General features: G+C 68.6%; 33 protein-coding genes and 2 pseudogenes. 8 read left to right on the top strand and 27 right to left on the bottom strand.

Going from position 1 to position 22,848, the window contains the following annotated elements:
* Positions 1–3 precede the first annotated feature (3 nt).
* The 13 genes and pseudogenes from FS885_RS02015 to FS885_RS01960 form a co-directional block, all read right to left on the bottom strand.
* A complete protein-coding gene (locus FS885_RS02015; RefSeq protein WP_144743333.1) occupies positions 4–1,350 on the bottom strand; it encodes an FtsX-like permease family protein in 1,347 nt (448 codons plus the stop codon).
* A 218-nt stretch (positions 1,351–1,568) separates the two neighbouring features.
* The gene (locus FS885_RS02010) at positions 1,569–2,120 is read right to left on the bottom strand and encodes an NADPH-dependent FMN reductase (protein WP_144743332.1); all 552 of its coding nucleotides are present in this window, start codon (positions 2,118–2,120) and stop codon (positions 1,569–1,571) included.
* A 72-nt stretch (positions 2,121–2,192) separates the two neighbouring features.
* A complete protein-coding gene (locus tag FS885_RS02005; RefSeq protein ID WP_144743331.1) occupies positions 2,193–2,792 on the bottom strand; it encodes a helix-turn-helix domain-containing protein in 600 nt (199 codons plus the stop codon).
* Between the two features lie 106 nt (positions 2,793–2,898).
* A pseudogene (locus FS885_RS02000) lies at positions 2,899–3,204 on the bottom strand (peptide chain release factor-like protein); the annotation flags it as partial.
* Positions 3,205–3,279: 75 nt separating this feature from the next.
* Positions 3,280–4,575 (bottom strand): MFS transporter, encoded by a 1,296-nt coding sequence (locus tag FS885_RS01995; RefSeq protein WP_246060705.1) that lies wholly within the window; start codon positions 4,573–4,575, stop codon positions 3,280–3,282.
* Positions 4,576–4,639: 64 nt separating this feature from the next.
* The gene (locus FS885_RS01990) at positions 4,640–4,972 is read right to left on the bottom strand and encodes a hypothetical protein (RefSeq protein ID WP_144743329.1); all 333 of its coding nucleotides are present in this window, start codon (positions 4,970–4,972) and stop codon (positions 4,640–4,642) included.
* Positions 4,972–5,448 (bottom strand): helix-turn-helix transcriptional regulator, encoded by a 477-nt coding sequence (locus tag FS885_RS01985; protein WP_144743328.1) that lies wholly within the window; start codon positions 5,446–5,448, stop codon positions 4,972–4,974. Before FS885_RS01985 ends, FS885_RS01990 begins: the two co-directional genes overlap by 1 nt.
* 147 nt (positions 5,449–5,595) lie before the next feature.
* Positions 5,596–6,327: a type II toxin-antitoxin system death-on-curing family toxin gene (locus FS885_RS01980; RefSeq protein ID WP_246060703.1), complete on the bottom strand. Its 732-nt coding sequence runs from the start codon at positions 6,325–6,327 to the stop codon at positions 5,596–5,598.
* A 515-nt stretch (positions 6,328–6,842) separates the two neighbouring features.
* On the bottom strand, positions 6,843–7,316 hold the full coding sequence (locus tag FS885_RS10240) for a sialate O-acetylesterase (RefSeq protein WP_222419862.1): 474 nt from the start codon (positions 7,314–7,316) through the stop codon (positions 6,843–6,845).
* A gap of 13 nt (positions 7,317–7,329) precedes the next feature.
* A pseudogene (locus FS885_RS10235) lies at positions 7,330–7,650 on the bottom strand (sialate O-acetylesterase); the annotation flags it as partial.
* Between the two features lie 96 nt (positions 7,651–7,746).
* A complete protein-coding gene (locus FS885_RS10000; RefSeq protein WP_222419861.1) occupies positions 7,747–8,571 on the bottom strand; it encodes a TipAS antibiotic-recognition domain-containing protein in 825 nt (274 codons plus the stop codon).
* An 81-nt stretch (positions 8,572–8,652) separates the two neighbouring features.
* Positions 8,653–8,871 (bottom strand): MmcQ/YjbR family DNA-binding protein, encoded by a 219-nt coding sequence (locus tag FS885_RS01965; RefSeq protein ID WP_281281371.1) that lies wholly within the window; start codon positions 8,869–8,871, stop codon positions 8,653–8,655.
* A gap of 158 nt (positions 8,872–9,029) precedes the next feature.
* Positions 9,030–9,785 (bottom strand): ABC transporter permease, encoded by a 756-nt coding sequence (locus FS885_RS01960; protein WP_144743326.1) that lies wholly within the window; start codon positions 9,783–9,785, stop codon positions 9,030–9,032.
* A 63-nt stretch (positions 9,786–9,848) separates the two neighbouring features.
* Here FS885_RS01960 and FS885_RS01955 point away from each other — a divergent pair, with 63 nt between their 5' ends.
* The 6 genes from FS885_RS01955 to FS885_RS01935 all read left to right on the top strand — a co-directional run bounded on the left by FS885_RS01955 (position 9,849) and on the right by FS885_RS01935 (position 13,549).
* Positions 9,849–10,781, top strand: a complete 933-nt coding sequence (locus tag FS885_RS01955; protein WP_144743325.1) for a LytTR family DNA-binding domain-containing protein — start codon at positions 9,849–9,851, stop codon at positions 10,779–10,781.
* Between the two features lie 170 nt (positions 10,782–10,951).
* Entirely contained in the window at positions 10,952–11,170 is a 219-nt protein-coding gene (locus FS885_RS01950; protein WP_087431290.1) for a hypothetical protein, read from the top strand.
* A 1-nt stretch (position 11,171) separates the two neighbouring features.
* Positions 11,172–11,324, top strand: a complete 153-nt coding sequence (locus tag FS885_RS09880; protein WP_186365742.1) for a hypothetical protein — start codon at positions 11,172–11,174, stop codon at positions 11,322–11,324.
* Positions 11,308–12,162: an ABC transporter ATP-binding protein gene (locus FS885_RS01945; protein ID WP_144743324.1), complete on the top strand. Its 855-nt coding sequence runs from the start codon at positions 11,308–11,310 to the stop codon at positions 12,160–12,162. Before FS885_RS09880 ends, FS885_RS01945 begins: the two co-directional genes overlap by 17 nt.
* 1 nt (position 12,163) lies before the next feature.
* The gene (locus tag FS885_RS01940; RefSeq protein ID WP_144743323.1) at positions 12,164–12,925 is read left to right on the top strand and encodes a hypothetical protein; all 762 of its coding nucleotides are present in this window, start codon (positions 12,164–12,166) and stop codon (positions 12,923–12,925) included.
* A 123-nt stretch (positions 12,926–13,048) separates the two neighbouring features.
* The gene (locus FS885_RS01935) at positions 13,049–13,549 is read left to right on the top strand and encodes a hypothetical protein (protein ID WP_144743322.1); all 501 of its coding nucleotides are present in this window, start codon (positions 13,049–13,051) and stop codon (positions 13,547–13,549) included.
* Positions 13,550–13,551: 2 nt separating this feature from the next.
* On the opposite strand, the gene FS885_RS01930 is transcribed toward FS885_RS01935, so the two are convergent.
* From FS885_RS01930 to FS885_RS01895, 9 genes are all read right to left on the bottom strand, one after another.
* Complete coding sequence (locus FS885_RS01930) at positions 13,552–13,935, bottom strand: MmcQ/YjbR family DNA-binding protein (protein WP_144743321.1); 384 nt, start codon at positions 13,933–13,935, stop codon at positions 13,552–13,554.
* Positions 13,917–14,684, bottom strand: a complete 768-nt coding sequence (locus tag FS885_RS01925) for a M23 family metallopeptidase (RefSeq protein ID WP_222419860.1) — start codon at positions 14,682–14,684, stop codon at positions 13,917–13,919. Before FS885_RS01925 ends, FS885_RS01930 begins: the two co-directional genes overlap by 19 nt.
* A gap of 49 nt (positions 14,685–14,733) precedes the next feature.
* Positions 14,734–15,393, bottom strand: coding sequence for a hypothetical protein (locus tag FS885_RS01920; protein WP_144743320.1), 660 nt, complete (start codon positions 15,391–15,393; stop codon positions 14,734–14,736).
* Between the two features lie 256 nt (positions 15,394–15,649).
* Entirely contained in the window at positions 15,650–15,973 is a 324-nt protein-coding gene (locus FS885_RS01915) for a hypothetical protein (RefSeq protein ID WP_144743319.1), read from the bottom strand.
* Between the two features lie 76 nt (positions 15,974–16,049).
* Positions 16,050–16,385, bottom strand: a complete 336-nt coding sequence (locus FS885_RS01910) for a hypothetical protein (RefSeq protein WP_144743318.1) — start codon at positions 16,383–16,385, stop codon at positions 16,050–16,052.
* Between the two features lie 134 nt (positions 16,386–16,519).
* Positions 16,520–16,852 carry a hypothetical protein gene (locus FS885_RS01905; RefSeq protein WP_144743317.1) on the bottom strand — a complete coding sequence of 111 codons (333 nt, stop codon included), beginning with the start codon at positions 16,850–16,852 and terminating at the stop codon, positions 16,520–16,522.
* Positions 16,852–17,073, bottom strand: a complete 222-nt coding sequence (locus FS885_RS01900; RefSeq protein ID WP_144743316.1) for a helix-turn-helix transcriptional regulator — start codon at positions 17,071–17,073, stop codon at positions 16,852–16,854. The genes FS885_RS01905 and FS885_RS01900 overlap by 1 nt, the downstream gene beginning before the upstream one ends.
* Positions 17,074–17,163: 90 nt before the next feature.
* Positions 17,164–17,436, bottom strand: coding sequence for a hypothetical protein (locus FS885_RS10055; RefSeq protein WP_246060701.1), 273 nt, complete (start codon positions 17,434–17,436; stop codon positions 17,164–17,166).
* Positions 17,406–17,987: a helix-turn-helix transcriptional regulator gene (locus FS885_RS01895; protein WP_246060699.1), complete on the bottom strand. Its 582-nt coding sequence runs from the start codon at positions 17,985–17,987 to the stop codon at positions 17,406–17,408. Before FS885_RS01895 ends, FS885_RS10055 begins: the two co-directional genes overlap by 31 nt.
* 139 nt (positions 17,988–18,126) lie before the next feature.
* On the opposite strand from FS885_RS01895, the gene FS885_RS01890 reads away from it, so the two are divergent.
* The gene (locus FS885_RS01890; RefSeq protein WP_144743315.1) at positions 18,127–18,636 is read left to right on the top strand and encodes an AAA family ATPase; all 510 of its coding nucleotides are present in this window, start codon (positions 18,127–18,129) and stop codon (positions 18,634–18,636) included.
* Positions 18,637–18,688: 52 nt separating this feature from the next.
* Here the strand turns inward: FS885_RS01890 and FS885_RS09875 are convergent, their stop codons facing one another.
* From FS885_RS09875 to FS885_RS09870, 5 genes are all read right to left on the bottom strand, one after another.
* Positions 18,689–19,516 (bottom strand): TipAS antibiotic-recognition domain-containing protein, encoded by an 828-nt coding sequence (locus FS885_RS09875; protein WP_186365741.1) that lies wholly within the window; start codon positions 19,514–19,516, stop codon positions 18,689–18,691.
* Positions 19,517–19,772: 256 nt separating this feature from the next.
* Positions 19,773–20,954 carry a helix-turn-helix domain-containing protein gene (locus FS885_RS01880; protein ID WP_144743314.1) on the bottom strand — a complete coding sequence of 394 codons (1,182 nt, stop codon included), beginning with the start codon at positions 20,952–20,954 and terminating at the stop codon, positions 19,773–19,775.
* A gap of 119 nt (positions 20,955–21,073) precedes the next feature.
* Positions 21,074–21,508, bottom strand: a complete 435-nt coding sequence (locus tag FS885_RS01875; RefSeq protein WP_186365740.1) for a GNAT family N-acetyltransferase — start codon at positions 21,506–21,508, stop codon at positions 21,074–21,076.
* Positions 21,509–21,546: 38 nt separating this feature from the next.
* Positions 21,547–21,837, bottom strand: a complete 291-nt coding sequence (locus tag FS885_RS01870) for a type II toxin-antitoxin system RelB/DinJ family antitoxin (protein ID WP_144743312.1) — start codon at positions 21,835–21,837, stop codon at positions 21,547–21,549.
* A gap of 55 nt (positions 21,838–21,892) precedes the next feature.
* On the bottom strand, positions 21,893–22,057 hold the full coding sequence (locus tag FS885_RS09870) for a hypothetical protein (protein WP_186365739.1): 165 nt from the start codon (positions 22,055–22,057) through the stop codon (positions 21,893–21,895).
* A 275-nt stretch (positions 22,058–22,332) separates the two neighbouring features.
* Between FS885_RS09870 and FS885_RS01865 the strand changes: the two genes are divergently transcribed.
* Complete coding sequence (locus tag FS885_RS01865; protein WP_144743311.1) at positions 22,333–22,743, top strand: helix-turn-helix domain-containing protein; 411 nt, start codon at positions 22,333–22,335, stop codon at positions 22,741–22,743.
* The last annotated feature ends 105 nt before the right edge of the window (positions 22,744–22,848 follow it).

Raw genomic sequence — 22,848 nt, 5'->3', positions numbered from 1 at the left:
GCCCTAGAGGCGCGCCTCGATCGCGCGGACGGTGCCGAGGTAGTAGAGCGCCAGGATGCCGAGCGTCAGCACGATCGTGCCGCCCATGAACGCGAGGACCCCCTCCGCGCCGAACATGATGCCGAGCACGCCGATGAGCACGAAGCCGAAGACGCAGTGGACGAGCGCGAGCGCCACGGGCACCCCGAAGCAGACGCCCACCTCGCACCGCACGGAGGCGCGGACCATCCCGCCCGGGGCGCCGAGAACCGCGAGCTCACGGTAGCTCCGCCCGGCATCGACCGCCCGCGAGAGCTGCTGCAGGGCCAGCACGGCGGCGGCCGCGACGAGAAACGCCGCCCCGTAGAAGACGCAGGAGTACGCGACGGGCAGCAGCGCCTGGCCCCCGTCGGCGAGCTCGCCCGTGCGCAGCCCCACGCTGAAGACGAGGCCGGCGACCGTCATGCAGATCGAGGCGGCCAGAAGCACGCATTCCGCCGCCGCGGCCATGCTCCCCGTCTCGGCGTGCGCCTCGAGTTGGCGCACCGTGAACGGGACGAGCCCCGTCCAGTAGTGCTCCGCCCGGGCGCGCAGCCGCTCGGGAGCGGAGGCCGCCACCGCGCGGATGAGGAAGTACGAGCCGAACAGGGCCACGAAGCCCAGAGGGATGATGAAGACCATGAAGTAGCCGGGGTTGAGCAGGCAGGTGCCCCAGACGAGCCCGAGCAGCAGCGCGGCCGCGACCTTCTGCGCGCGCAGCGCCACGGTGCCCGCGAGGTGCCGCCGCTCGGGCACGCGGGCGGCGCGCATGAGCTCGACGAGTGGGCGCCTCCAGACGGAGCGCACCGCCGCGAGCGCGGCGAGGGCGCTGATCGCGCCAAACGAGCAGACGCACTGCCCGGCAGCCGCCCACGAGAAGACGAGCGCGGGCGCCCACGGCGCCCCGAACACGAACGCCGCCACGAGCGAGGCGAGCGGCGAGAGCACCCACCCCAGCAGCAGGCCGCATGCGAGCGACGCCGCGCCCACGAGGGCGAACTCGGCGACAAGCACCAGCGCCACATGGCGCCGCCCCATACCGAGCAGGAGGTAGGTCCCGAACTCGCGCTTGCGGCGCTTGAGCAGAAAGGCGTTCGCGTATCCCAGAAGGAAGCAGAAGATCACGTCAATGAAGACGGCGAACGCCCGCAGCACCTCACCCGCCCGCGCGAACGCCCCGCGCTGGCCGGCCGTGAGGTCGAGGGCGAGCAGGTAGTCGGTCGATGCGAAAAACGAGTACAGAAGGCAGGCGGCGAAGACGAGCGTCGCGAAGTAGATCGAGAAGTCGCGCACGCTGCGGCGCACGTTCCCTAAGGCGAGCTTGATGAGCATGGGCGCCTCCCGAGAGCCGGAACCGGTTCTTGAGCCAGCCGCCCACAGGCGCGAGCACGCGCCCGGAGCGGCACGGCACCATTGTCCGGAACGGGTGGCATCCCTGCCATCGATATACCTTACGCGCGGCTAACGTTTATGTAAGGGTCGCGCGCGGGCGTGGCCGTGGCCCCGGATGCGGGATCGCGCCGGGCGGGGCGCCGCCCGCGCACCCGGGGTCAGCGCTCCAGAAACGCCAGGAACGCGTCCGCCTCGGCGGCGAGCGCGCGGCGGTCGTCTTCCGAAAGCGCGAGTACGTCCGTCTCGAACGCCGTGCGGTCGAGCCTCACGCCGGTCTGCGGCTCTTCCATGAGCTGCGCGTTCACGGCGGCCATGAGCTTGGCGAGCATGCCGCGCGTGCCGGCACCGGCTGAACTGCCCGCAGCCGAGCTGAGTGCCACCTTCTTGCCCGCGATCACCGCCGTCGAGCGGTCGCCGGCCACCACCGGGCGGCTCAGCCAGTCGATGAGGTCCTTGAGCGCGGCGGGGTAGCTGTAGTTGTACTCGGGGCTGAAGATCCACAGGCCGTCGGCGGCGGTGACGGATCGGCGCACGCGCTCGACCGCCTCGGGCGCAGGGAACTCGATGTCCTGGTTCATGAAGGGCAGGTCGGCGTAGTCGAGGAACTCGACGGTCGCGCGGCCGTCGAGCGCCGATGACGCCTCTTCCGCGAGCTGGCGGTTGAACGATGCGCGGCGCAGGGAGCCGACGACGAGCAGGATATGCTTCATGGTTTCCACCTCGTTGGATGTCCGGGGAACCGATAGGGTCGCTAACGGTTCTACCCACATCGGCGGTCGAACCTACCGCGCCCGACGGGGCGTGGGGACCCGGAAGAGCCCATGCCGGTTGCAATACGCGAAGATCGCGCCGGACATGCCCGCGCGGAAGAGGGCGGCTGCCTCCTGCTCGGGGTAGAGCTTGGCGAACGTGATGCCGCCGGTAGTCACGTAGGCGATGAAGCTGATGTAGTGGTCCTTGGTCATGGGGTGGTCGAGCGTGACGTACCACTCGTCCTCGATGCGCTCGACGGCGATCGCGTGGTCGACGTCGGGCTCCTCCGCCTCGCAGGGCACGAGCTGCACGCCGCAGCACGAGAACGACCCCTCGCCCAAGGCGTGGACCACGTTGCCGCAGACGGGGCACACGTAGAACTTGGAGCGCATGAGGTTGGCCGAACGGTTGGCGTTCTGGCGAACGTCGCCGGTCAGAAGCTCGGCGACCGAGATGCCGAGCGCGGAGGAAAGGGGCTCCACGAGCGAGATGTCGGGAAGGCCACGACCGGACTCCCACTTGCTCACCGCCTTGTCGGTCACACCCACGGCATCGGCGAGGGCGCGCTGCGTGAGCCCGCGCCGCTCGCGGAGGCTCTTGATGGTCTCTGAGGTCAGATAGGCTGCCATGATGGGTCCTTTCGGTAGCGCGCCGCTCTCCGGCGCCTTTCCCTGTCGCCCACAGTATGCGGGCGCGCGCCCGCTCGCGCCACCTACGGAACGTAGAGCCGCCGGCCTACTCCGCCTCGACGCGGCGCCGGAGCCGCTTGAGCTCCGCCTGCTTGCGCTTCTGGCTCAGGCGCTTCTCTTTGGCGCGCGCGGGCACCTTCGTCTTGATGCGGCGCTTGGGCGGATGCGAGCGGCGGCGCAGGATCTCGATGAGCTTCTCCAGGCAGCGCTCCCGATTCCTGTGCTGGCTGCGCGTCTCGCGCGACACGACGGTCACGCCCGTGGGGACATGGGTCATGCGGACCGCCGAATCCGTGGTGTTCACGCCCTGGCCTCCGGGACCGGTCGCTCGGAACACCTGGACCGTGCAGTCCCGCAGCAGCTCCTCGGGCGTTTGGCGCGCGAAGCGGGCGTAGTCGCTATGGGTGAGTTTCCCTTGCATGACGCCCTACCCGATGGCCGCGCTCTCGATATGGCGGATAGCGGGAATCGCCCAGGTAACGCAGGCGAGAACGACCATCGCGGCGCCCGCGCCGGCAAACCACGCCGGAGCGCCCACCGCATCCGCGAAAAGCGACGAGAACGCAAGCCCCAGCGGCATCGCCCACGACATGATGGCGCCGTAGAGGCCGAAGACGCGCCCTAGGTACTCTGCCGGAACCTTCTCCTGCATGAGGGCGGTCTGCGGGCCGGAGTAGAACGGCGAGCTGAACCCCATGAGGAAGCTCATCACGAAGAAGAGCTGCATACCGCCCGCACTCGGACTCGCGGAACCTGCGACCAGCGTCGCGAAACCGTAGAGCGCCGTGGCGAAGCAGACGGTGAGCGCGCGGTTCCTGAACCCGCCCCAGCCGGCAAGAAGCGCCGAGCCCGCGATCATGCCCACCGCGAACACGATCTCCGCCGTAGCGGCGTCGCCCGTCGTGCCACCGAAGTGGTCGAGCGTCATGAGCGGGAAGAGTGCCGAGATGGGCGAGAACACGAGTGTGAATACGAAGCCGCACCAGAGCAGCGCGAAGAGCCCGCGGTACCCGCGCAGAACGCGATAGCCGTCGGCCGTCTCCGCCGCGAGGGCGCGAACCTGGTCGCGAAGACCGAGGCTCCCCTCGTCCGCCGAAGCGTCCTTGGCCGAGCCGCCCACGTCGAGCCGCGCCGCCAGCACCGCGACCGTGGCGAAAAGCGCGCCCAAGACGTCGAGCGCGATCATGGCCGTGAGCCCCCAGAGCGGGTAGATCACCGCCGCGATGGCCGTACCGAGGATGTAGCCGCCGGACTGGACGGCCTGTGTCACGCCCGAAAGGCGCGTGAGGTGCTCGGCCGGCGCCACGAGCGGCGTGAGCGCCTGGAAGGCGGGCGTGTGGAAGGCGCTTCCGATCGCCCGCACGAAGAGCGCGGCCATGACCACCCACACGGGGAGCGCCCCCGTGAGCGAGACCGCAGCCACGACGGCGCTCACCGCGGCGATGAAGAGGTCCGCCCCGACGAGCGTGACCCTGAGCGGCAGGCGGTCCACGATGGTCCCCGCGAAGGTGCCGATGAGCGCCAGCGGCAGAAAACCAGCGAGCGACGCCAGCGAGAGCATGCTCGCCGAGTTGGTGGTGATGGTGATGTGCCACACGAAGCCCATCTGCAGGATGGAACTCGTGAGCACGGACACGAGCTCGCCGCCCCATACGAAGGCGAGCTTTGTGATCCATGATCTCGAAGCTCCTGCAGAGCGGTCCCGGTCCATTGGTTCAGCCATTCCCCTCCTCTTGCATAGCGTTCGATTCGACTGCTGAATGCAGATCGAATTATAACCGCCCACATCAGGCAGACTCGACGCCCTCCACGAGCGCGATTCGCAGGGCCTTGAGCTGGGCCCCGCCCTTCTTGTCTGGGCACTCCATGAGCACCCACTCGTCGTCGACATCCAGGACCGTGCCGGCAAGGCGCATGCCTCCCGCCGTGACGCCCGCCTCGGCGAGGACGAGCTCACACACAGAACCGATCCGCTCCCGCAGCATCCGCTCGAGCTCGGCCTCGCGCGGGCGCGCATCATCCGCGAGCTTCCGCAGGTCCTTCTTCGTCGGCATGGATGCCATGATGTAGACGACCATGGCGAACGTCGCGCCCGCCATCGCGAGGATCGTGTACTCCATCAGCTAGCGCCCCCTTCGATTGTGAAGCCGGCGACATCGGCGAGGTCGACGAGCTTGAGGACGCGGCGCGGCGGCTCCTTCTCGCGCAGAATGGGCGTCGGGAAGACGGCCCGGGGCGCGTCGCACTCCAGCCGGATCCAACCGGCACCCACGCCCCGGATGAGCGCGTGCGTGAGGGCGCCCTCGCCGTCTGCGAGTTCCACCGTCGCGACCTTGCCCACGAGCCCCTCCACGACATGGAGGTCGCGGATGCGCGCTGCCTTGCCGGAGCTGACCACGTCCACCTCATCGCTCGCAAGGTCGTCGAGCGATACCCTGTAGAGCCGGGCGAGCTCGGCGGCTTTGTCGAGCGCGGGCGAGCCCTGCCCGAGCTCCCAGTTGCTGATTGTCTGCCGCGTCACGCCGATGGCGGCCGCGACCTCCTGCTGGCTCAAACCCGAGCGCTTGCGCAGCGCGAGCAGCTTGTCTGCTATCATCGTCGGCCCTCCTCCGATCGGGAGGCAAGGCCCTCCTGTCGAGAACCCCGCCTCCCCCATTCTCTCGAAGAGCGCATCATCGCGCCAGCAAATCCATCTACCATCTTGTCCAATGCGCTTGCGCGCAGCGCGCGTGCACGTAAAACCTCACACAAGGAAGTTCATCACGAGCGAGACCATCGTCTCCTTCTCCTCGGGACGCGACTCGGCGATCATGAGCGCCATCGCCACGAGCATGCTGTCGGATACGCGCTTCTCGATGCCGCGGAACAGCGCACCGTTGCGGTCGAGGAAATAGAGGAAGAGGCTGCACGCGATCCGCTTGTTGCCGTCGACGAACGAGTGGTTCTTGATGATGAAGTACAGCAGGTTGGCAGCCTTCCCCTCGAGGGATGGATAGAGCTCCTCGCCGCCGAACGACTGGTAGATGGCAGCGATGCTGCTGCGGAACGAGTCATCCTTCTCGCGGCCGAAGATGTCGCTCGCGAACCGCGGGCGCATCTGCGCGATGAGCGACGTGCACTCGTCGTAATCGAGAACGTACGTCGACCGCTCGCCTTTCGGGCGCGGCACCGCCTCGCGGTCGTAGGCATCGAGCAGCTCGTACGCATCCGTATAGCTCTCCACGATATCGAGGATCTCGCGCGACCCGAGCTCTCCGGGGAGGCGCTCGATGATCTGGACGATCTCGCCGAGCTGGCGCAGACGCCCCTCGTTCTCTGCATGGCCTTTCAGGATATAGCGCTTGAGCACCTCGGTCGCCCAGCGGCGGAACTCGACGCCGCGTTGGGACTTCACGCGATAGCCCACCGAGATGATGACGTCGAGACTGTAAAGCGCGACCGGCCTAGCCGAGGAAGCAATATGCAAATAATGCATATTACCCTCTTTTACCAGCTCTTTTTCTTTGAATACGTTCGAGATATGCCGCGCGATAACAGGTTGCGTGCGTCCGAACAGCTCAGCCATCTGAGCCTGCGTGAGCCAAACGGTTTCTTCCTCCACATTGACGGAAAGGGCCACCTCCCCGTCTTGCGATTCGAACAGCACGATACGCTGGTCGTCCGCGTTCCCATGCGTCTGATCGAGATGCCCGAATTCCTCATGCGCCATAGCGAATCACCCGTCCCATCGTCGGTTTCCAAACATACCAACTTGTGAGCCCCGGCATTGACGGGCGCCGGGGAGCGGGAGCGCTACACCGCCCGAGGTCGAACCAGTGCAGCCAGCCTCTTTGCTCTAGGCGGTATCTGGCATACCCGCCGACACGTACCAGTGGGGGCCTCCGTGCCGGCTCTTGCTCGTCCTCGTACCTTAGGGGGGATTATATCATAAACCGAACACGTGTTCGTGACTATTATGAGAATCGTCCCCGGCGATCTTGCCGGGGGCACCTACGCCGACGGCTTCAACCTCGCTGCAAGGTCCTCGAAGGACATGCGTCCCTTGACGAAGGCGGTCATATCGAGGTTCAGCTGCTCGGTCCGCGTGAAGACGTGGCGGTTGATGCACGCATCGAGCAGCTCGTCCTCATCCGGAAGGGCGGAGGCGACGTTACGCCGCTCCGCGAACGCCCGGTAGTAGCGCACCCCGAAGCGGCGCTGGGACGCAGCGTCGATGTGGATGCCGTCGGGGTTGGACGTGAGCCCCTCGGCGGAGACGAGGTAGCACCCCGGCTCCTCCTCGACGAAGCGGCGCAGCTCGCCGTTGATCCGCTCGTGCTCCGAGGCACTGAGCCCGAATCCGCTCTTGCCCAGGAAATCGGCCAGCTCGCCCATCACGAACGGCAGGCCCTCCGCCCCGAGCTCCGAGCGCAGCGCGCACCACCCCGGCCAGGCGCTCGCGGTACGTGCGGTACCCGCCCCCACGCGCGTCGTTCTCGCCCTGATGCCAGAGGATGCCGATGAGCTCGGAGCTCTCGAGCGCGAAGCGGGCCTCGCTCACCGCGTGGCGGAACAGGGTGCCCTCGGGTGTCCACTCGTCGATAGAGCTTCCCCCTTCGGCGCAGGGGATGAGGCCGATCTGCTCGCCCGGATGGTCCTGGCACCACAGAGCGGCGAACGAGCCCGCAGGGCCGACCCCTGCGATGGACCGGTCGAAATGGATCGGCTCGGTCATGAGCTGCCAACGGCCGTTGCGCAGCATGAACGCGTTCTCGTTGCAGATGGTGGGAACATCGTCCAAGTAGCCGCGACCGGCCATGTTGGATTGTCCGACGAGCAGTACCGACTTCACGGGATTCCCTTCGAAGATGCTGGTGGGTGCCATGGGATTATACCGAAAGCCACCGAATCCCCATCACGCGCACGCGTGGATCGCGTCGCGCAGGAATTGCGCGGCGCCCGAAGCCACCTTCTCGTAGTAGGCGCGGAACCGCTCGTCGGAGACGTAGCCGTCCGCCAGGCCCTTATGGGCCTCGGGCGTGTAGAGCCCGTCCGGCCAGTACATGCGCAGCCAGTGACCGTGCATCGCGACGAGCCTGCGCGCCTCCGGGCCGGCCGGGTCGCCCGCCTCCATCGCGCGGCGCAGCTGCTCGTTGATGGCGAGCGCCAGCTCTTCTGCCTGCAGGTGCGCCGTCTCGCCCATCGCCACGTACTTCTCGTTGGCGGCGTCCATCACCTCGTCGCCGTAGGCCGCGCGAGTCTCCTCGCCGTAAGTCTTCTCGTTCTCGGAAACCTCGCGCCAGCGGCGGAGTGTCGGCAACACCGCGCCCAGGAGCGACGCCGCCTCGTCTACGGTCCAGCCCATCGCCTCGGCCATGCGCGGCGCACAATCCTCGATCATCTCGTCCATCGAGGTCTCGTACGTGTAGACGCCGTTCTCATAGCACCAGCGGCAGAAATCCTCTGCCTCGGAGCCGTCGGCCTCGTGGCCGCGCTGGCCGGGGCCGGTGAACATCATGCCGCAGCTCTGGCAGTAGTGCTCGGGCATGTCGAGAAGGGCGGTCACGGGCACGTCCAGCTCGCGGGCGATGAGCTTGAGCATGTCGATGCCGGGTTCGGTGGCGCCGGTCTCCCAGCGGCTCACGGCCTGGCGGGTGATATAGAGCCGGCGCGCCAGCTCCTCCTGGGTGAGCCCGCGCTCGCGGCGAAGGCGGGCGAGGGCGTCCTTGAGCATGATCATCGGGAGCTCCTCTCGTCTGGATCCTTCTCGCCCATTGTCCCTGAGGCCGGACCGCCCGTCGAGAAACAGATCGTTGCACGGCTACTCGCCGGCGACCTCCCGCTGCACGCGCTTGGGCAGCTTGGATAAGACGAGGTCGTAGCTCATGTCGCAGAGGTCGAGCACGAGACCCTCGGGCGGGTCGGCGTCCAGGTCGACGGAGACCCACGTGCGCCCGTCGGAGTAGTAGCCGGGCAGCACCGCGTCTGGGTGCTCGGCACGCAGCTCCGGGATGCGATCGGGGCCGCACTTGAGCGACAGCAGGTGGCGCCCCGCGTAGGGCGGCCTGGGGTCTGGCGAGGCCGAACGCTATGCCTTCCCCTCATGTGGGCAATCTGCTGCTCGACGGGGAGCATAGGCTTGGGGCGTGCGTCTCTGGCGCCACTTCGGTCGACAGCGGGTCTCGCCTGTGCCGGCACCTACGCCAGCCGGTCGCGCTCGGCGGCGAGCTCACGGGCGAAACGGCGGCACCCCCGCGCGGCGAGCGCGGCGGCAGCTGCCGTCCACGCGACCGCGAGGGCGGCGAGCGCGGAGGCCGGCGCCGCGGTGCCCGCGCCGCATGCGGCGCGCACCGCCTCGGCGGCGGGGCCCAGGGGCCAGAACCAGGTGAAGGAGCGGACCGTCCCGGAGACGAACGAGAGGACGGGGGCGACGGCGACGACCGTGAGCGGCACGGCGAGCAGGCTCGAGGCCATCTGCTCGCGTGCGGAGAGCCCGGCGGCGAGGCCGGCGAGCAGGAGGGGCTGGGCGCCCGCGGCGGAGAGCGCGAGGAGCGCGGCCGCGGTCGCGGGCGGGAGCCCCAGGAGCAGGCACGAGGCCGCCTGGGTGGCGAGCGTGGCGATGGTTCCGGAGGCCCACTTGGAGGCGGCGATCTCGCCCGGGACCACGCCCGCCTCGGCGAGCGTGACGTAGGCGCCGCGCTCCCGCTCCTCCGCCATGACGTAGAGCTCCACCACGCAGCCGGCGAACGCCGGGGCGATGCAGAGGGCCGCGACGAGCGCGAACGCGTCGCCCTCGGCGGCGGAGAGCCTGGGCGCGCCGGCGACCACGCGCCCGAAGAACGCGGCGATGAGCGCGCCCGCGGCGCACGACATGAGCGTCGTGGGGTTGCGGACGGCGTCGAGGAGGTCGCGCGCGACGAGCGCGCGTATGTTTCGGAGTGCGCTTGTTCCCATGCGCCCCATGATACCCGATATACTTGGTTTACTTTCCATTGGACGAGGGACCGGGAGGGGCACGTGCCGGACACAGCATCGTACGAGACCGTCGAGGACCTGCTCGCGGACCGCGAGGGCGAGAGCGTCCACCTCGAGTGCCGCCGCGAGACGGTGGACCGCGCCGTGCGCTTCGTGCACGGGCGCTACGCCCGGCGCCGGTGCGCGTTCTACGTGAGCACCGACCGCGGCTTCGACCGCGAGACGGTGCGCTCCTACCTCAGGCTCTTCTCGCGCCTCGCGGGCGGCGCCGTCGCGCCCGAGGACGCCATGGCCCACTTCGGGCTGGCCCCGGCGGCGCGCACGCAGGTCAAGAACCTCACGAGCGAGCAGCGGGCTCTGCTCAACTTCGCGCGCATGAGCCTCTCCGAGCCGGAGGTGGTCTTCTGCGAGCGCCCGCTCGCCGACGTGACGCCCGCCACGCGCGGCCTCGTCACCGCGTGGATGGGCCAGGTCGCGGACGCCGGCGGCGTCCTCATCACCGCGGGCGAGCCGCTGCGCGAGGCGCTGCTCATGCCCGGCACGGCGTTCTACGAGGAGGACGGCCTCATCCGCGAGGCCAAGACGGCCGTCGAGGGGGACGAGGAGGACGGCGCGGGGTTCGCCGGCGACGAGGTCCGCGTCTTCAAGGTCCCGGCGAGGTCCGACGGGGCGACGCTGCTGTTCGACCCGCGCGAGGTCGACTTCGTGGAGAGCGTGAACCGCGCCAACTTCGCCTCCGTGCGCGGGGAGCTCTACCCCGTGAGCATGACCCTCGACGAGCTTGAGGCCGAGCTCGAGCGCTACGGCTTCTTCCGCTGCCACCGCTCCTACATCGTGAACGTCCAGAAGGTCGCCAAGGTCGAGCGCTTCACGCGCAACAGCTTCAACCTCACGCTGGCCGACGCGGCCGCGACGCAGATCCCGCTCGCCAAGGGGCGCGCCGAGGCCATGCGCGACCGCTACGGGTGGAGGTAGGCGCGCCCCCGGCGCTCCTCTCGTGGCCCCTATTGCTCCTCTCGTCGTTTCCGCAGCTCCTGATGGTCGAAACCCCTTGAGGCGGCGCGTCGCGCCGGCGAGGATGGTGCCATCGGAAAGGCACCCGGCCCCGCCCGAGGGGGCGCCGGGGAGACGAGAAGGGAAACGCCATGACCGAACAGCAGATCCTCGACATCGTGGCCGACGCGCTGGGGCCCAACGCACCGCTCACGCTGGAGCAGCTCTCCGCGCTCCTCATGGTGCTCGCCATCGCGACGGTGCTCCTCGCCGCGGGGCTCGGCTACCAGATCGCCCGCGCCGAGAAGCGCATCAAGAGCCTCGAGGCCGCGCTCGCCGCCGGCAACCGCACCGCGAGGGAGGCGATGTAGCATGGACCCCGCGATCATGGGCGTCATCATCATCGCGTGCTGCTTCGCCGCCGGCGTGTTCGAGACCGGCAGGCGCAAGAAGGACCGGAAGGACGAGAGGGGCGGGAGCGGGGAGGCTCCCCGGAAGGAGGGCGACGATGGCTGCGACGCATAGCCCCGTGCTCTCGATGGAGGGCGTCTGCCTCTCCTTCGGCGCCAAGCGCGTGCTCGACGGGCTCACCTTCGCCGTCGCGCGCGGCGAGTGCTTCGGGTTCCTCGGCCCCTCCGGCGCCGGCAAGACCACCACGATCAAGCTGCTCACCCGCCAGCTCTCGGCGGACACCGGGCGCATCACCCTCTTTGGCAGGCCCATCGAGAACGCGTCGGGCGCCGACTACGACCGCATCGGCATCCTCTCGGACACGAGCGCCCTCTACGAGCGGCTCACCATCGAGGAGAACCTGCGCCTCTACGCGAAGGTGCGCGGTCGCGGCGAGCGCGGCATACCGGCGCTCCTCGAGCGCGTGGGCCTCGAGCGGGACCGCAAGACGCTCGTCAAGAACTGCTCGAAGGGCATGCGCCAGAGGGCGGCGCTGCTCGCGGCCCTCGTCCACAGCCCGGAGCTCGTCTTTCTGGACGAGCCGACGAGCGGCCTGGACCCGGCGGCCCGCACCGAGGTGCACCGGATGCTCGCCGAGCTCCGCCGCGCCGGGACCACGGTCTTTTTGACCACGCACGACATGGCCGAGGCCGAGGGCTGCTGCGACCGCCTGGCGATCCTCAACGAGGGCCGCATCGCGGCGACGGGGGCGCCCGCGGAGCTCACCATGGAGCACGCGCGCAACCGCGTCGTGGTGGCCACGCGCACCCGCGGCGCCGTCGAGCTCACGAAGGACGCCGCGTCCGCCGACGCCGCGCGCGAGCTCTTCGCCGCCGACGAGGTGCTTTCGATACACTCGGACGAGCCCGACCTCGAGGAGGTCTTCCTCGAGCTGACCGGAAGGGAGCTGTAGGATGGACGCCACGATGAGGCGCATCGGCGCGCTCGCCGCGAAGGACCTCGCCGACCTCTTCAAGAACCCCACGATGCTCGTGGTGCTGCTCATGCCCATCGGCTTCATGCTGCTGTTCCGCCTCGTCATCGGCGACACGGCGGCGGACGCGGGACTCGCCGGCGCGGGGCTCGCCGCCGTCGAGGGCGAGTTCCAGAAGTTCCTGCTCGGCTCCGGGCTCTGTATGAGCGTCGGGATGGTCGCCTCGATGGTGCTCATCTACGGCATCGCCGAGGAGAAGGAGAAGCACACCCTGCGCACCCTCATGCTCGCCAACGTCGGAGCCGGCGAGGTGGCCGCGTCCAAGGGCGGGGTGACGCTCGCCGCGGTGGTCGCGGTCGGCGCGGCGTGCTTCGCCGTCGCGGGCGGCGACCCCGCGCTGCTGCCCGCCTACCTCGCCCTCACCGCGCTGGGCGCCGTGCCCGTGGTGCTCGTGTCGCTCGTGCTCGGGCTCGCCTCGCGCGACCAGATGACGGCGGGCTTCTACAGCGTGCCCGTGCTGCTGCTGGCCCTCGTGCCCACCTTCGGGATGGCGAACGACGCCGTCGACGCGATCGCCGCGTTCACGCCGCTCGGGGGCGTCTACGACCTGCTCGGCCTCGCCGCCGACGGCCGCCTCCTCACGTCCGACTCCCTGGCCCCGATGGCGGTGACGATCGCGTGGGCCGTCGCCGGCGCCGCGGTCTTCGCGGCCCTCTACCGCAGGCTCGCCCGGGACAACTAGGCCAGGGCCCAAAAGACAGTCCCCACGAGCCCCGGCCCCTGGGCGAGACGCCCCCGTGGGAGAGGTCCCGCGGGGGCGGCCCCGGGGGGTAGAATAGGCGGGAGCCCCGCCGGAAGGAGACCAATGAGAGCACGCACCGCCATCGCCGCCCTGCTCGCCGCGACCGTCGCGCTGCCCCTCGCGGGGTGCTTCGGCCTGCCCGCGCCGGTTGACATCGCTGACCAGGCGGAGGACTTCGCCTCGCAGGCGCAGGAGCTCGCCGACACGCTCTCGGGCGTCGATTGGGGCAAGATCTCCCGCCTCGTCGTGAGGGACGCGAGGACCGGCGAGGTCGTGCGCGAGCTGACCGACCAAGACCAGATCGAGGGCGCCTTCGACCCGCTCTCCGACGAGAACGGACTGGCCGCGGAGCCGGACGCCGACGCGGAGTACGCCTTCGAGCTGTGGCAGCCCGAGACGCAGAGGCTCGGACAGAGCGCCGACGACCTCGACGAGGTCAAGGTGCTCGAGGTCACCACCTACGAGGGGTCACCCGTCGTAGAGCTCGAGGTGAGCCCCATCGGCCTCAGGCTCCACATCACGTCGCGGGCGGCAGCCGACTCGCTGCGCGCGCTCGCGGGGTAGCGCTACACGCCCGCGAGCTCCCGCTGAACTCGCTTGGACAGCTTGGAGAAGACGAGGTCGTAGCTCATTTCGCACAGGCCGAGCACGAGTTCCTCGGGCAGGTCTGCGTCCAGGTCGACGGAGACCCACGTGCGCCCGTCGGAGTAGTAGCCGGGCAGCACGGCCTCCGGGTGCTCGGCGCGCAGCTCCAGGATGCGGTCGGGGTCGCACTTGAGCGAGAGCAGGTGGCGCCCCGCGTAGGGCGGCTTGGCCTCGGGCGAGGCCGTGAGCTCGCAGGCGAACTGCCTGCCGCCCACCCAGTAGACCATCCATCCCCACTTCTCGTGGAGGGCCTTGGTGGCGCCGGGGCGCGAGAGCAGGCGGGCGTCTATGCGAGAGAGGTCCATGGCGGCCTCACTCCGTTCGACACGACGAGCCCGCGCGCGATGAAGGGTGGGAAGGCGGCGAGAGGGTCGGCCGGCTGCGGACGCGGGTCGATACGGTCGTAGCCCGGAGCGGGGCGGGCGTCGATGCCGGGGAACCTCACGGGCACGCCGGGCGACGTGTAGAAGCTCTCGCCCGCCTGGACGTGGAAGTGGAGGTGCGGCTCCGAGCTGTTGCCGGAGCATCCGCACCGCCCGACCTCCTGGCCGCGCGCCACGCGCTGGCCGGCCTCGACCGCAACGCTGCCGGGCGCCAGGTGCGCGAGGCACGAGTACTCGCCGGGCGCGTGGCGGATGAGAACGAAGTTGCCCCTGATATCGTCACCGGCGCAGCCCGGCTCCCCGCCCTCAGGCGCGGGAGGCGTGTCCCGGTCGGCGTCGCGCGCGCAGACGACCTCGCCGTCGGCAGGCGCAAGGACGGAGAGACCGTAGCACAGGTAGGACCGGACGTCGGCGGGGTCGCCCGCGTAGGTGAGCCCGTCCTCCCCGACGACCACGAAGTCGTAGGCGTAGCGCTGCGTGTAGACGTCCCAGGAGTGGGAGGTCGCCTCGTCGACGCCGCCGTTGAGCACGGTCCACGCGCCCGAGAACGGCAACGAGTACGCGACCGACGACGCACCCGTCGCGGGGTCGGGCAGACGGTCGTCGTAACGGACGGCCATGTAGATGAGGCCGAGCACCTGCTTGGCCATCTGCGCGGTAACGGGCTTCACAAGGCGCACCCCCTGATTCGTTGGAGAAAAGATTGTACCAGAGGGTCGCCTACTCCCCGTGGGCGACGCATTCGATGCGCATGGCAGCGTAGGCGGCGGCGACGCGGGTGTACCGCGCGGGGTCGTACCCGATGCGGTCGATCTCGGCGATGTCGGTCGCGTCCTTCTCGCGCCCGCTCGCGACCTTGGCGGCGCGGACGGACTCGAGCGTGGCGCAGCCGACGACGGCTCCGCCCGGCAGCGCGCGCACCTCGAAGAGGTCGCCCTCCGCGGCGCCGGGGACGGTCGCCTCGAGCAGGGCGTCGAAGCCGTCGGTCGCCGCGAGCGCGGCGTTGCGCTGGCGGAGATCGCCGCCCTCGAAGCGGAACGGGCAGAAGCTCACGAGCACGCCGCCCGCCACGGCATGGACGCCGAAGTCCCCGTGATCCGCGTTGCACGGGAGGTTGAGCGAGTCGAGTGCGGGATTGTACAGGCCCTCGGCGGCGAGCCATGCGCGCACGGCCGGCATGTCGGCCATGCGAACCGAAATGTCCACGTCACCGTGAAGGCGCCCCGAGTCGCGTCCGGAGGCAACCCAGGGGACGAGGCCGCCCTCGAGGAAAGCCCTCCCGGCGAACTCGGGCGCGGTCAGCACCCGCAGGGCCGCTGCGCGCGCCTGCGGGAACGGGACGGGATGAATTGAAGCGAAGGTGTTGGCGTTCTTGGCCATGGCTTTCTTCTCTCTATCCGATTGCAGGCCACGAGGAACCGCCCCGGCGTCGCCGGGGAGAGCGGCCCGCACTGCTGTCAGGCTGGTCGGCTAGAGGGAAGTCGTCATACGCGTCTCCTTGTGCGGCTACATCGATGCGATTGTACCCGTGAAAAGCGATATAGATGCATGGAGACGCGAGGGCGCCCCGCGGGAGGCTCCCACGGGGCGCCCGATGGCACCTCTGAGCAAGAGGGGGCAACCCCCTGCGGCGCGCCTACTCCAACCTCGAGCGGCGGGCGACGAGGATGGCCGCGTCCGCCGTGAGGAGCACGACGCCGTAGGCGAGCTGGAGGCAGTTCGCCACGCGGACCCAGCCGCCCTCGACCATCCAGGGGTACAGCACGCCGAAGGCGTTGAGGGCGGCGAACAGCATGACGAAGGCGGCGAGGGCCGCGACGGAGACGACCCTGCGGCCGCGCTCGTCGCGCCCCTCGCGGGAGAACCAGTAGACGAGGAAGGCCACGAACAGCGCCACGCCGACGCCCACGTTGACCTTGAGCGCGAGGGGGCTGTCGAGCAGGGCGGCGATCGTGTCCAAGGCCGACTCCTTCCAGACGCCGCGTGCAGACGCGTCCATTATCCCATCGCCCGCACCCTGGGGCAAATCGCCGCGCCTACGAGAGCGCCACCTGCACGACCTGGACGAGCGCCCAGGCGCAGAGGAGCACGGCGTCCACACCCGCGAGCGCGCTCACCGCCCGCACGCTGGCGGTGCGGCGGCGCGGCGCCTCGAAGCACAGGTACACGCAGCTGAGGGCGAAGAGGAGCGGCGTGACGCTGTTCGCCCCGGCGGCGTCGCCCACGGCGAGGCGCCAGAAGTAGAGGGCGAAGGCCGCGAGCGCGGCGACGAGGACGGCGCCGACGACGAAGAGGTCCGCCGGGCGCGGGTCCTCGGTGGCAGCGCCCCTCTCGACGTCCTTCTCGATGGCTGCTGCGGTGGTCTCGGCCATGGGTGGCTCCTTTCTTTCGCGCCCTTCCGGGCTGTCTGTCCATGGCCGGAGTATCCGGTATTTCTCGCTCCATGTCAATTATTTCTGTCATCCTGAGTGAAAGAGATGGCTCCGCCGCAGCGGAGCCGGAGACGCTACATGACGCGGCGCAGCACCAGGACGGCCACGATCCACACGGCGAGCACCAGGTTGTAGAGCCACTGGAGCGTGCTTGCGTAGAAGACGTAGGAGATCTCCATCGGCACGCCGCCCGAGGACTTGGCGATGAGGTTCACCGCAACGAAGAACACCGCGAAGGCGACGACCCCCGCCTTGCCGAAGATCTGCCACCCGCGCTCGTCGCGGTTCTTGGGCCGGGCGACCATGACGATCACGGCGACGGAGAGCGGCAGGCACAACCAGGCGCCCACGTTGAGCGCGAGAACGCTGTCGAGCAGCTGGTACATGGCGGTTCCGAGGGCGTCCATCAATCGGCCTCCCTGAAGTCGAAGAGATCCTCGACCGCGACGCCGAAGACCCGCGCGATGCTGTAGGCGAGCAGGAGCGAGGGGTTGTAGCGGTTGCGCTCGAGCTGGACGATGGTCTGGCGCGAGACGCCCACGGCCTCGGCGAGCTCGGCCTGCGTCATGCGCCGCGTGGCGCGGTACACGTGGATCTTGCTCTCGAAGGCGTACCTCTGCTTGGCCACCGCCGCACCCCCCCTCTCTTGCCTGCCGTGGAATGTATTTCTTACATTCTCGCACGCGGAGCCAGGCGGGGCAACGGGACGATGCCACGCCTACCCGCGGCGGCTCCGCCCGATCGCATAGAACGCGAGGAGCACCACCGCGCCGCCCACGACGGTGAACCAGTCCCGGGGCGTGCCGAGGCCGCCCGTCGCGGCGCCGAGGGCGACGGCGCCCGCCACCCAGAGCGCCGGCAGGACGGCCGCCGTCCAGGCCGGGCGGGCGAGGCGCCCCAGGGCGAAGGAGCCCGCGAGCACGACGGCGACGGCGAGAACGACCGCCAGCTTTCGGAACGTCACGGGGTCGAGGAGGACGTCTGCCGCCACGAGCACGCCGACGCCGACTGCGAGGCCGACAAAGACCTGCAGGACGACCCGCATCCCCAGGGCGGCGCCGCTCGCGCGGGCGGCCTCCACGGGCTCGCCCGTGGCCGCGCCGAGAAGCTCGGCGGCGCTCCTCGCGTCCTCGCCCCCCTCCCGCGCCGCGCCGCCAGAACGGCCACCGAGAACGCCAGCGCCAGCACCGCGAGCAGCAGGCGCAGCGCCGGCTCCAGGTACTCGCGCCCAGCGACCGCCGTCACGGCGAGCGCCGTGACCACGACAACCTCGACCGCGGCCAGCGCCACCGCGAGGGTCCTCGTCCTCCGCTCGTTCTTCTCGACCATCTCGCGCATCTCGTCCACGTCCCCTCTCACCAGCTCGTCGATCGTGGTGCCGAAGAGGTTCGCGAGCAGGAGCATGCTCTGGACGTCGGGCAGGGTCTTCGAGGTCTCCCAGTGGCTCACCGTGACGCGGCTCACGTAGAGCCGCTGCGCGAGCTCCTCCTGGGAGAGCCCGAGCGCCTGCCTGCGCTCCCTGATCTGGTTTCCGACGTCCATGCGTTTCCTTCCGCTGCGGCCTCTTCGACGCTCCCAACGTAGCCGAGGGGGGGGTCCATGATGCAGTATAAAGTGGTTTACAGGCTTGATTACCTGCAGTAATATGCTACGACTATCCAAGCGTCTCGGAGGGACTCACTTGGCAAAGACCCTGTACCTCATCGGCGGTCCCATGGGCGTGGGCAAGACCACCGTCTGCCGCGAGCTCAACCGGATGCTGCCCGCCTCCGTCATGCTCGACGGGGACTGGTGCTGGTGCGCCGACCCGTTCCAGGTGACCCCGGAGACCAAGCTCATGGTGCTCGACAACATCTGCCACCTGCTCGGCAACTTCCTGCGCTGCAGCGCGTACGAGAACGTCATCCTCTGCTGGGTCATGCACGAGCGCGCTATCATCGACGAAATACTCGAACGACTGCCTATCGAGGAGTGCGGCGCCAAGCTCCGAGTCATCTCCCTGATTGCCCACGAGGACGAGCTACGCCGGCGCATCGAGGGGGACGTTCGCGCGGGCTTGCGCGACGAAGAGGCGGTGGCACGTTCGCTCTCCTACCTCCCGCGCTATCGCGACCTCGACACGGAGCTCATAGACACCACCGGCCTCATGCCGCATGAGCTCGCCGCGCGCATTGTCGCATCCAACGGATGAACACCTTGTCTGACATGATGCATACTCCCCGAGGTGGGATAGGAAGACCTGATTACGCGCACGCGTGGATCGCGTCGCACAGGAACTGAGCGGCGCCTGGGGCCACCTTCTCGTAGTAGGCGCGGAACCGCTCGTCGGAGACGTAGCCGTCGGCCAGGCCCCTGTGGGCCTCGGGCGTGTAGAGCCCGTCCGGCCAGTACATGCGCAGCCAGTGGCCGTGCATCGCCACGAGCCTGCGCGCCTCCGGGCCGGCCGGGTCGCCCGCCTCCATCGCGCGGCGCAGCTGCTCGTTGATAGCCAGTGCCAGCTCATCAGCCTGCAGGTGCGCCGCCTCCCCCATCGCCACGTACTTCTCGTTGGCGGCGTCCATCACCTCGTCGCCGTAGGCAGCCCGAACCTCCTCGCCAAAGGCCTCCTCGTTCTCCTCCACCTCGCGCCAGCGCTTGAGATGCGGCAGCAGCGTGGCCATGAGCGAGACCGCCTCGTCGAGCGAGATGCCGAGCGCCTTCGCCTCCATAGGGGCTGTGGCCTCGATGAACTCGTCCATCGTCATGCCCTTGGCGGTGAAGTCGCCGTGGTCGTAGCAGTACTTGCAGAAGTCCGCGCTCCGGGAGCCGTCCGCCTCGGTGCCGTGCATCTCCTCGTCGGGGATGGGCATGCTGCAGCACTGGCAGTAGTAGCTCATGGGCATGTCGAAGAAGCGCTCGAGCGGCACGCCGAAGGTGACGCAGATGAGCTTCACCATGTCGATCCCCGGCGCGGTCTCGCCCGTCTCCCACCGGCTCACAGCCTGCCGCGTCACGTAGAGCCTGCGCGCCATCTCCTCCTGCGTGATGTTCGCCTCTTTGCGGATGGCGGCGATGACGTCCTTGATGGCCATGGGTCCTCCTTGCTCGGATCTCTCGGTAAGGCCATTGTCGCTGCGTGCCCGAAGCCGCACAAGAAACAACCCGTTGCGCGGCCAAGTAATAGTCGGGAACCCAGCCGGACGCACGCCCCTCGTTTCCCCGCGCCTGTGCTAAGATTCTCCCGACCCAACGGGTCTCTGACGAGGGCAGCCGTACCAGAATCGCAAAGACGGCGCGTCTGTCTGAGAGGTTGCCATGGATTGAGCCCTTTGCGACAGGCGCGACGCGCTAGGCGCTGTCCTCGGAAGCTGACCATTTCTCGGCTGCCGCAAGCACGCTCAGAAAGCGTGGATCGGCGCCCGCGAGCTCGCGCCACTCGGAAGACGACACCCGCTCGGCGAACGCCTGGTGCATGAGCGATGCCGCCTCGTCCGCTTGGTGCGCCTTGTGGGCTGACCAAGCTTCTCCGGCCTGGGCGGGGTCGAGACGGTCGGCCATCCGATCCCAGAGCAGAGAGCCGGACGGGGCCGGGTGCGCCGGGACCGCGCGCATGGCGTCGGCGGCGCGAACAAGAGCATCGAGCGCACCGTCCTTCTCGCCGGCGCGTCGTAGGGTCTCTGCAACCTCAAGGGACATCGTTGCCGAGAAGAACGGGTTCACCGCGCCCATGTCGAGCGCGGCGTAGACCGTCTCCGCGGCATCTCCGGCCGTCCGCGCGAACGCAGCGTCGCCCCGCATCCCAACCTCCTGCATGAGCGACGAGAGCACGAAGCTCGCAGCCCTTAGGCGCTCCGCCTGCAAAAGGTCGAGGGCTTCGTCGTCGCGGCCCAGCTTGCGGTAGGCGGAGGCGAGAAGCATCGTAGGGGCACCCGCGTCCTGTCGGCGCACGAGCGGCTCCAGCAGCGAGGCGGCCTCCTCGTAGCGACCTGCCTGGAAGAGCGTCGTGGCCTTCTGCTGCTGCGCGAGATACAGGTTCGAGGGGTCCGTCGCCACCTCGAGGACACGGTCGAGCAGGGCAATTGCCTCGTCGGTGAGCGCGTCGGCATCAGGCACGCCGTCCTTCTCGTCAGCCGGCGAGAACGGCGTTGCCATGCCAGCCGCCCAGATCGTGAGAAGCGAGGCAAGCATGAGCAGTAGGCTCGCGTCTGAGTAATGCTCCGTAGCAAGCGCGCGCAGCCGCTCGTGCGCAGCGCCGAGGTCCTTCTCGCCCAATGCATAGACTTCGGCGTAGAGCGTGGCAGATTCCTCACTAGAAAGCTCGTCACGCCAGTCGAAGAGCTCGTCCAGGGTGAGCGAGAAGTACGCGGCGATGCGCGGCAACAGGCTCACGTCCGGGAGGCTCTGCCCGAGCTCCCACTTGCTCACGGCGGCCTTCGAGACACCCAGGTGGGCGGCGAGGGCCTCCTGCGTGACGCCCTTGCGGCGGCGCTCCCGCGCGATGGTACGACTAATGTTTACGATCTCGCTCATGGCTCCCCTTAACGCTGCGACCGACTGACACCTCCAGTATGAGGTCGAGCAGCAGTGGAATCAAAGGAGTGCTGGTTGACGTTTCGCGTACGCGGTCAACCGAAGATCTACTCCCTACCCTAGAGCCGCACGAACATGCGATGGGAATCGCTCGCCAGGCGCTGGAACCCAAAGTGGGCGTAGAAGCCCTCCGCGTGCTCGTCGGCCGGGTCGACGACAAGCGCCCGCGACGCAACGATGCGCGACGCCGCGGCCGCGCGGCGAATGGCGTCCTGCAGCAGTCGAGCTCCTGCCGACTCTCCCTGATAGCGCTCGTCGACAGCGAGCTGGCCAAGCAGCGTACAGGGAATAGGGTTCGGGGCGTTTCGGCGCAACGACCCAGCAACCGTCCCGACCCGCGCGACCGCATGGGCGCTCAGGGCATAAAAGCCGCAAATCTCACCCGTAGCGAGGGGCAGGACGTACACCCGTGCCGTCCCGTCGCGCATCGCACGATGTGCGCGCTCCTTGAGCCAGGCGTCATTGTCACTGTTGCCCGAGAAGAACCCGCTCACATCTTCCTCGTCGAGAAGCGGGCGGATGCGACGAAACGCTAGTCCTCCCATGAGAACTCGCGATCGAGCAGCTCGCGGGTGGCCGCGGGAACGGCGGAGTCGAGGGCATTCACAAAGCGCCCGTAGTCGTCCGCGGAGAGGTAGGTCGTGGTCTCATCGCTCACCTGCCTGCGAACCTCAAATGGGAAACCACCGCACTCGTTGAACATGTGGACGAAGACCTTGATGGCAGCGGACGGCGTCAGGCCCAGGGCAGCGGTGTTTCTGACGAAGGCGTCCTTCTCCTCGGCGCTCAGCTTGGTGTTGAGCGACGTCATTGTCGTTGCCATGGGACCTCCCCTTCAGATTGTCCAAGTGTCATCGTATGATTCTATTTATACCACATTAGACCATCATGTAGTCTATTCGGCAGCATAGTAGGCGCGAGTACTCACGGACGCGGAGCAGGTAGTACAGGGCGAGAAGCCCGAGCGCGTCCACGACCGAGCCGTCCGCGATGGCGGGAAGCACCTCGTCCGGCACGCCACCTGCGAGCTGGCGCACAAGCATGAGGCATAAGCAGTCGCGCGCGCAGCGCTAGACATTGCTCAGCGCGACGCCAGGGCAGCTCCTTTCGTGCTGCGTCAGTAACAGGACCATCGTCCTTCTCACCCGCCAGGCGCCCCATCGCCCGGGCTTACGCTCCCCTAACGGCTTCGCAAGGTTACCTGTCGTAAACTGGGACTCTACCAACGATCGAGCCGGCTCAACTGACGGTCGGTTGAGTGCGAGACGGCGTCGCGTGAAGATGAGCCTGCCAGCCGAATCCCAGCGAAAGGACCACCATGACCAAGCAGACCTTCGGCGCCACCATCTCCGCCCTCCGCAAGGAGAAGGACATGACGCAGCTCGATCTCGCCCGGCAGATGGGCGTCACGGACAAGGCCGTGAGCAAGTGGGAGCGCGACCTGTCGTTTCCCGACGTGGCATCGCTGCCCAAACTGGCCGAGGTTCTCGGCACCTCGGTGGATGAGCTGCTCGAGGTGAAGACGGCCGCGCAGGAGAAGCCGGCGGGGTCCCGCGTGCCCGCGCTCGTGGAGCTCGTCCTCAAGGCGGTCGCGCTCGCCATGGGCGTGGGCGTGACCGCGCTCACCGTCATGGACGAGGTGGATCCGAGAAACGCGCTTGGGCTTCTCGGCATCGGTGTCGCGTGCCTCGCCCTCGTCCAGATCATGCACCACGATAGCGAGGCGTAGCGCCACGGAGAGGCCCGTTCTCCCCCCTCCCGAACTGAATCATTTTCCTTTCGCACAACTGTTGACGTCATATACTATGTAGCGTATAGTATGCGTCGTACAGTA

Origin of the sequence: Enorma burkinafasonensis, from assembly GCF_902150035.1 — a bacterium.
Taxonomy (GTDB): domain Bacteria; phylum Actinomycetota; class Coriobacteriia; order Coriobacteriales; family Coriobacteriaceae; genus Enorma; species Enorma burkinafasonensis.
The sequence above is the reverse complement of the archived record's forward strand: the minus strand, read 5'-3'. Positions and strand labels throughout refer to the sequence as shown.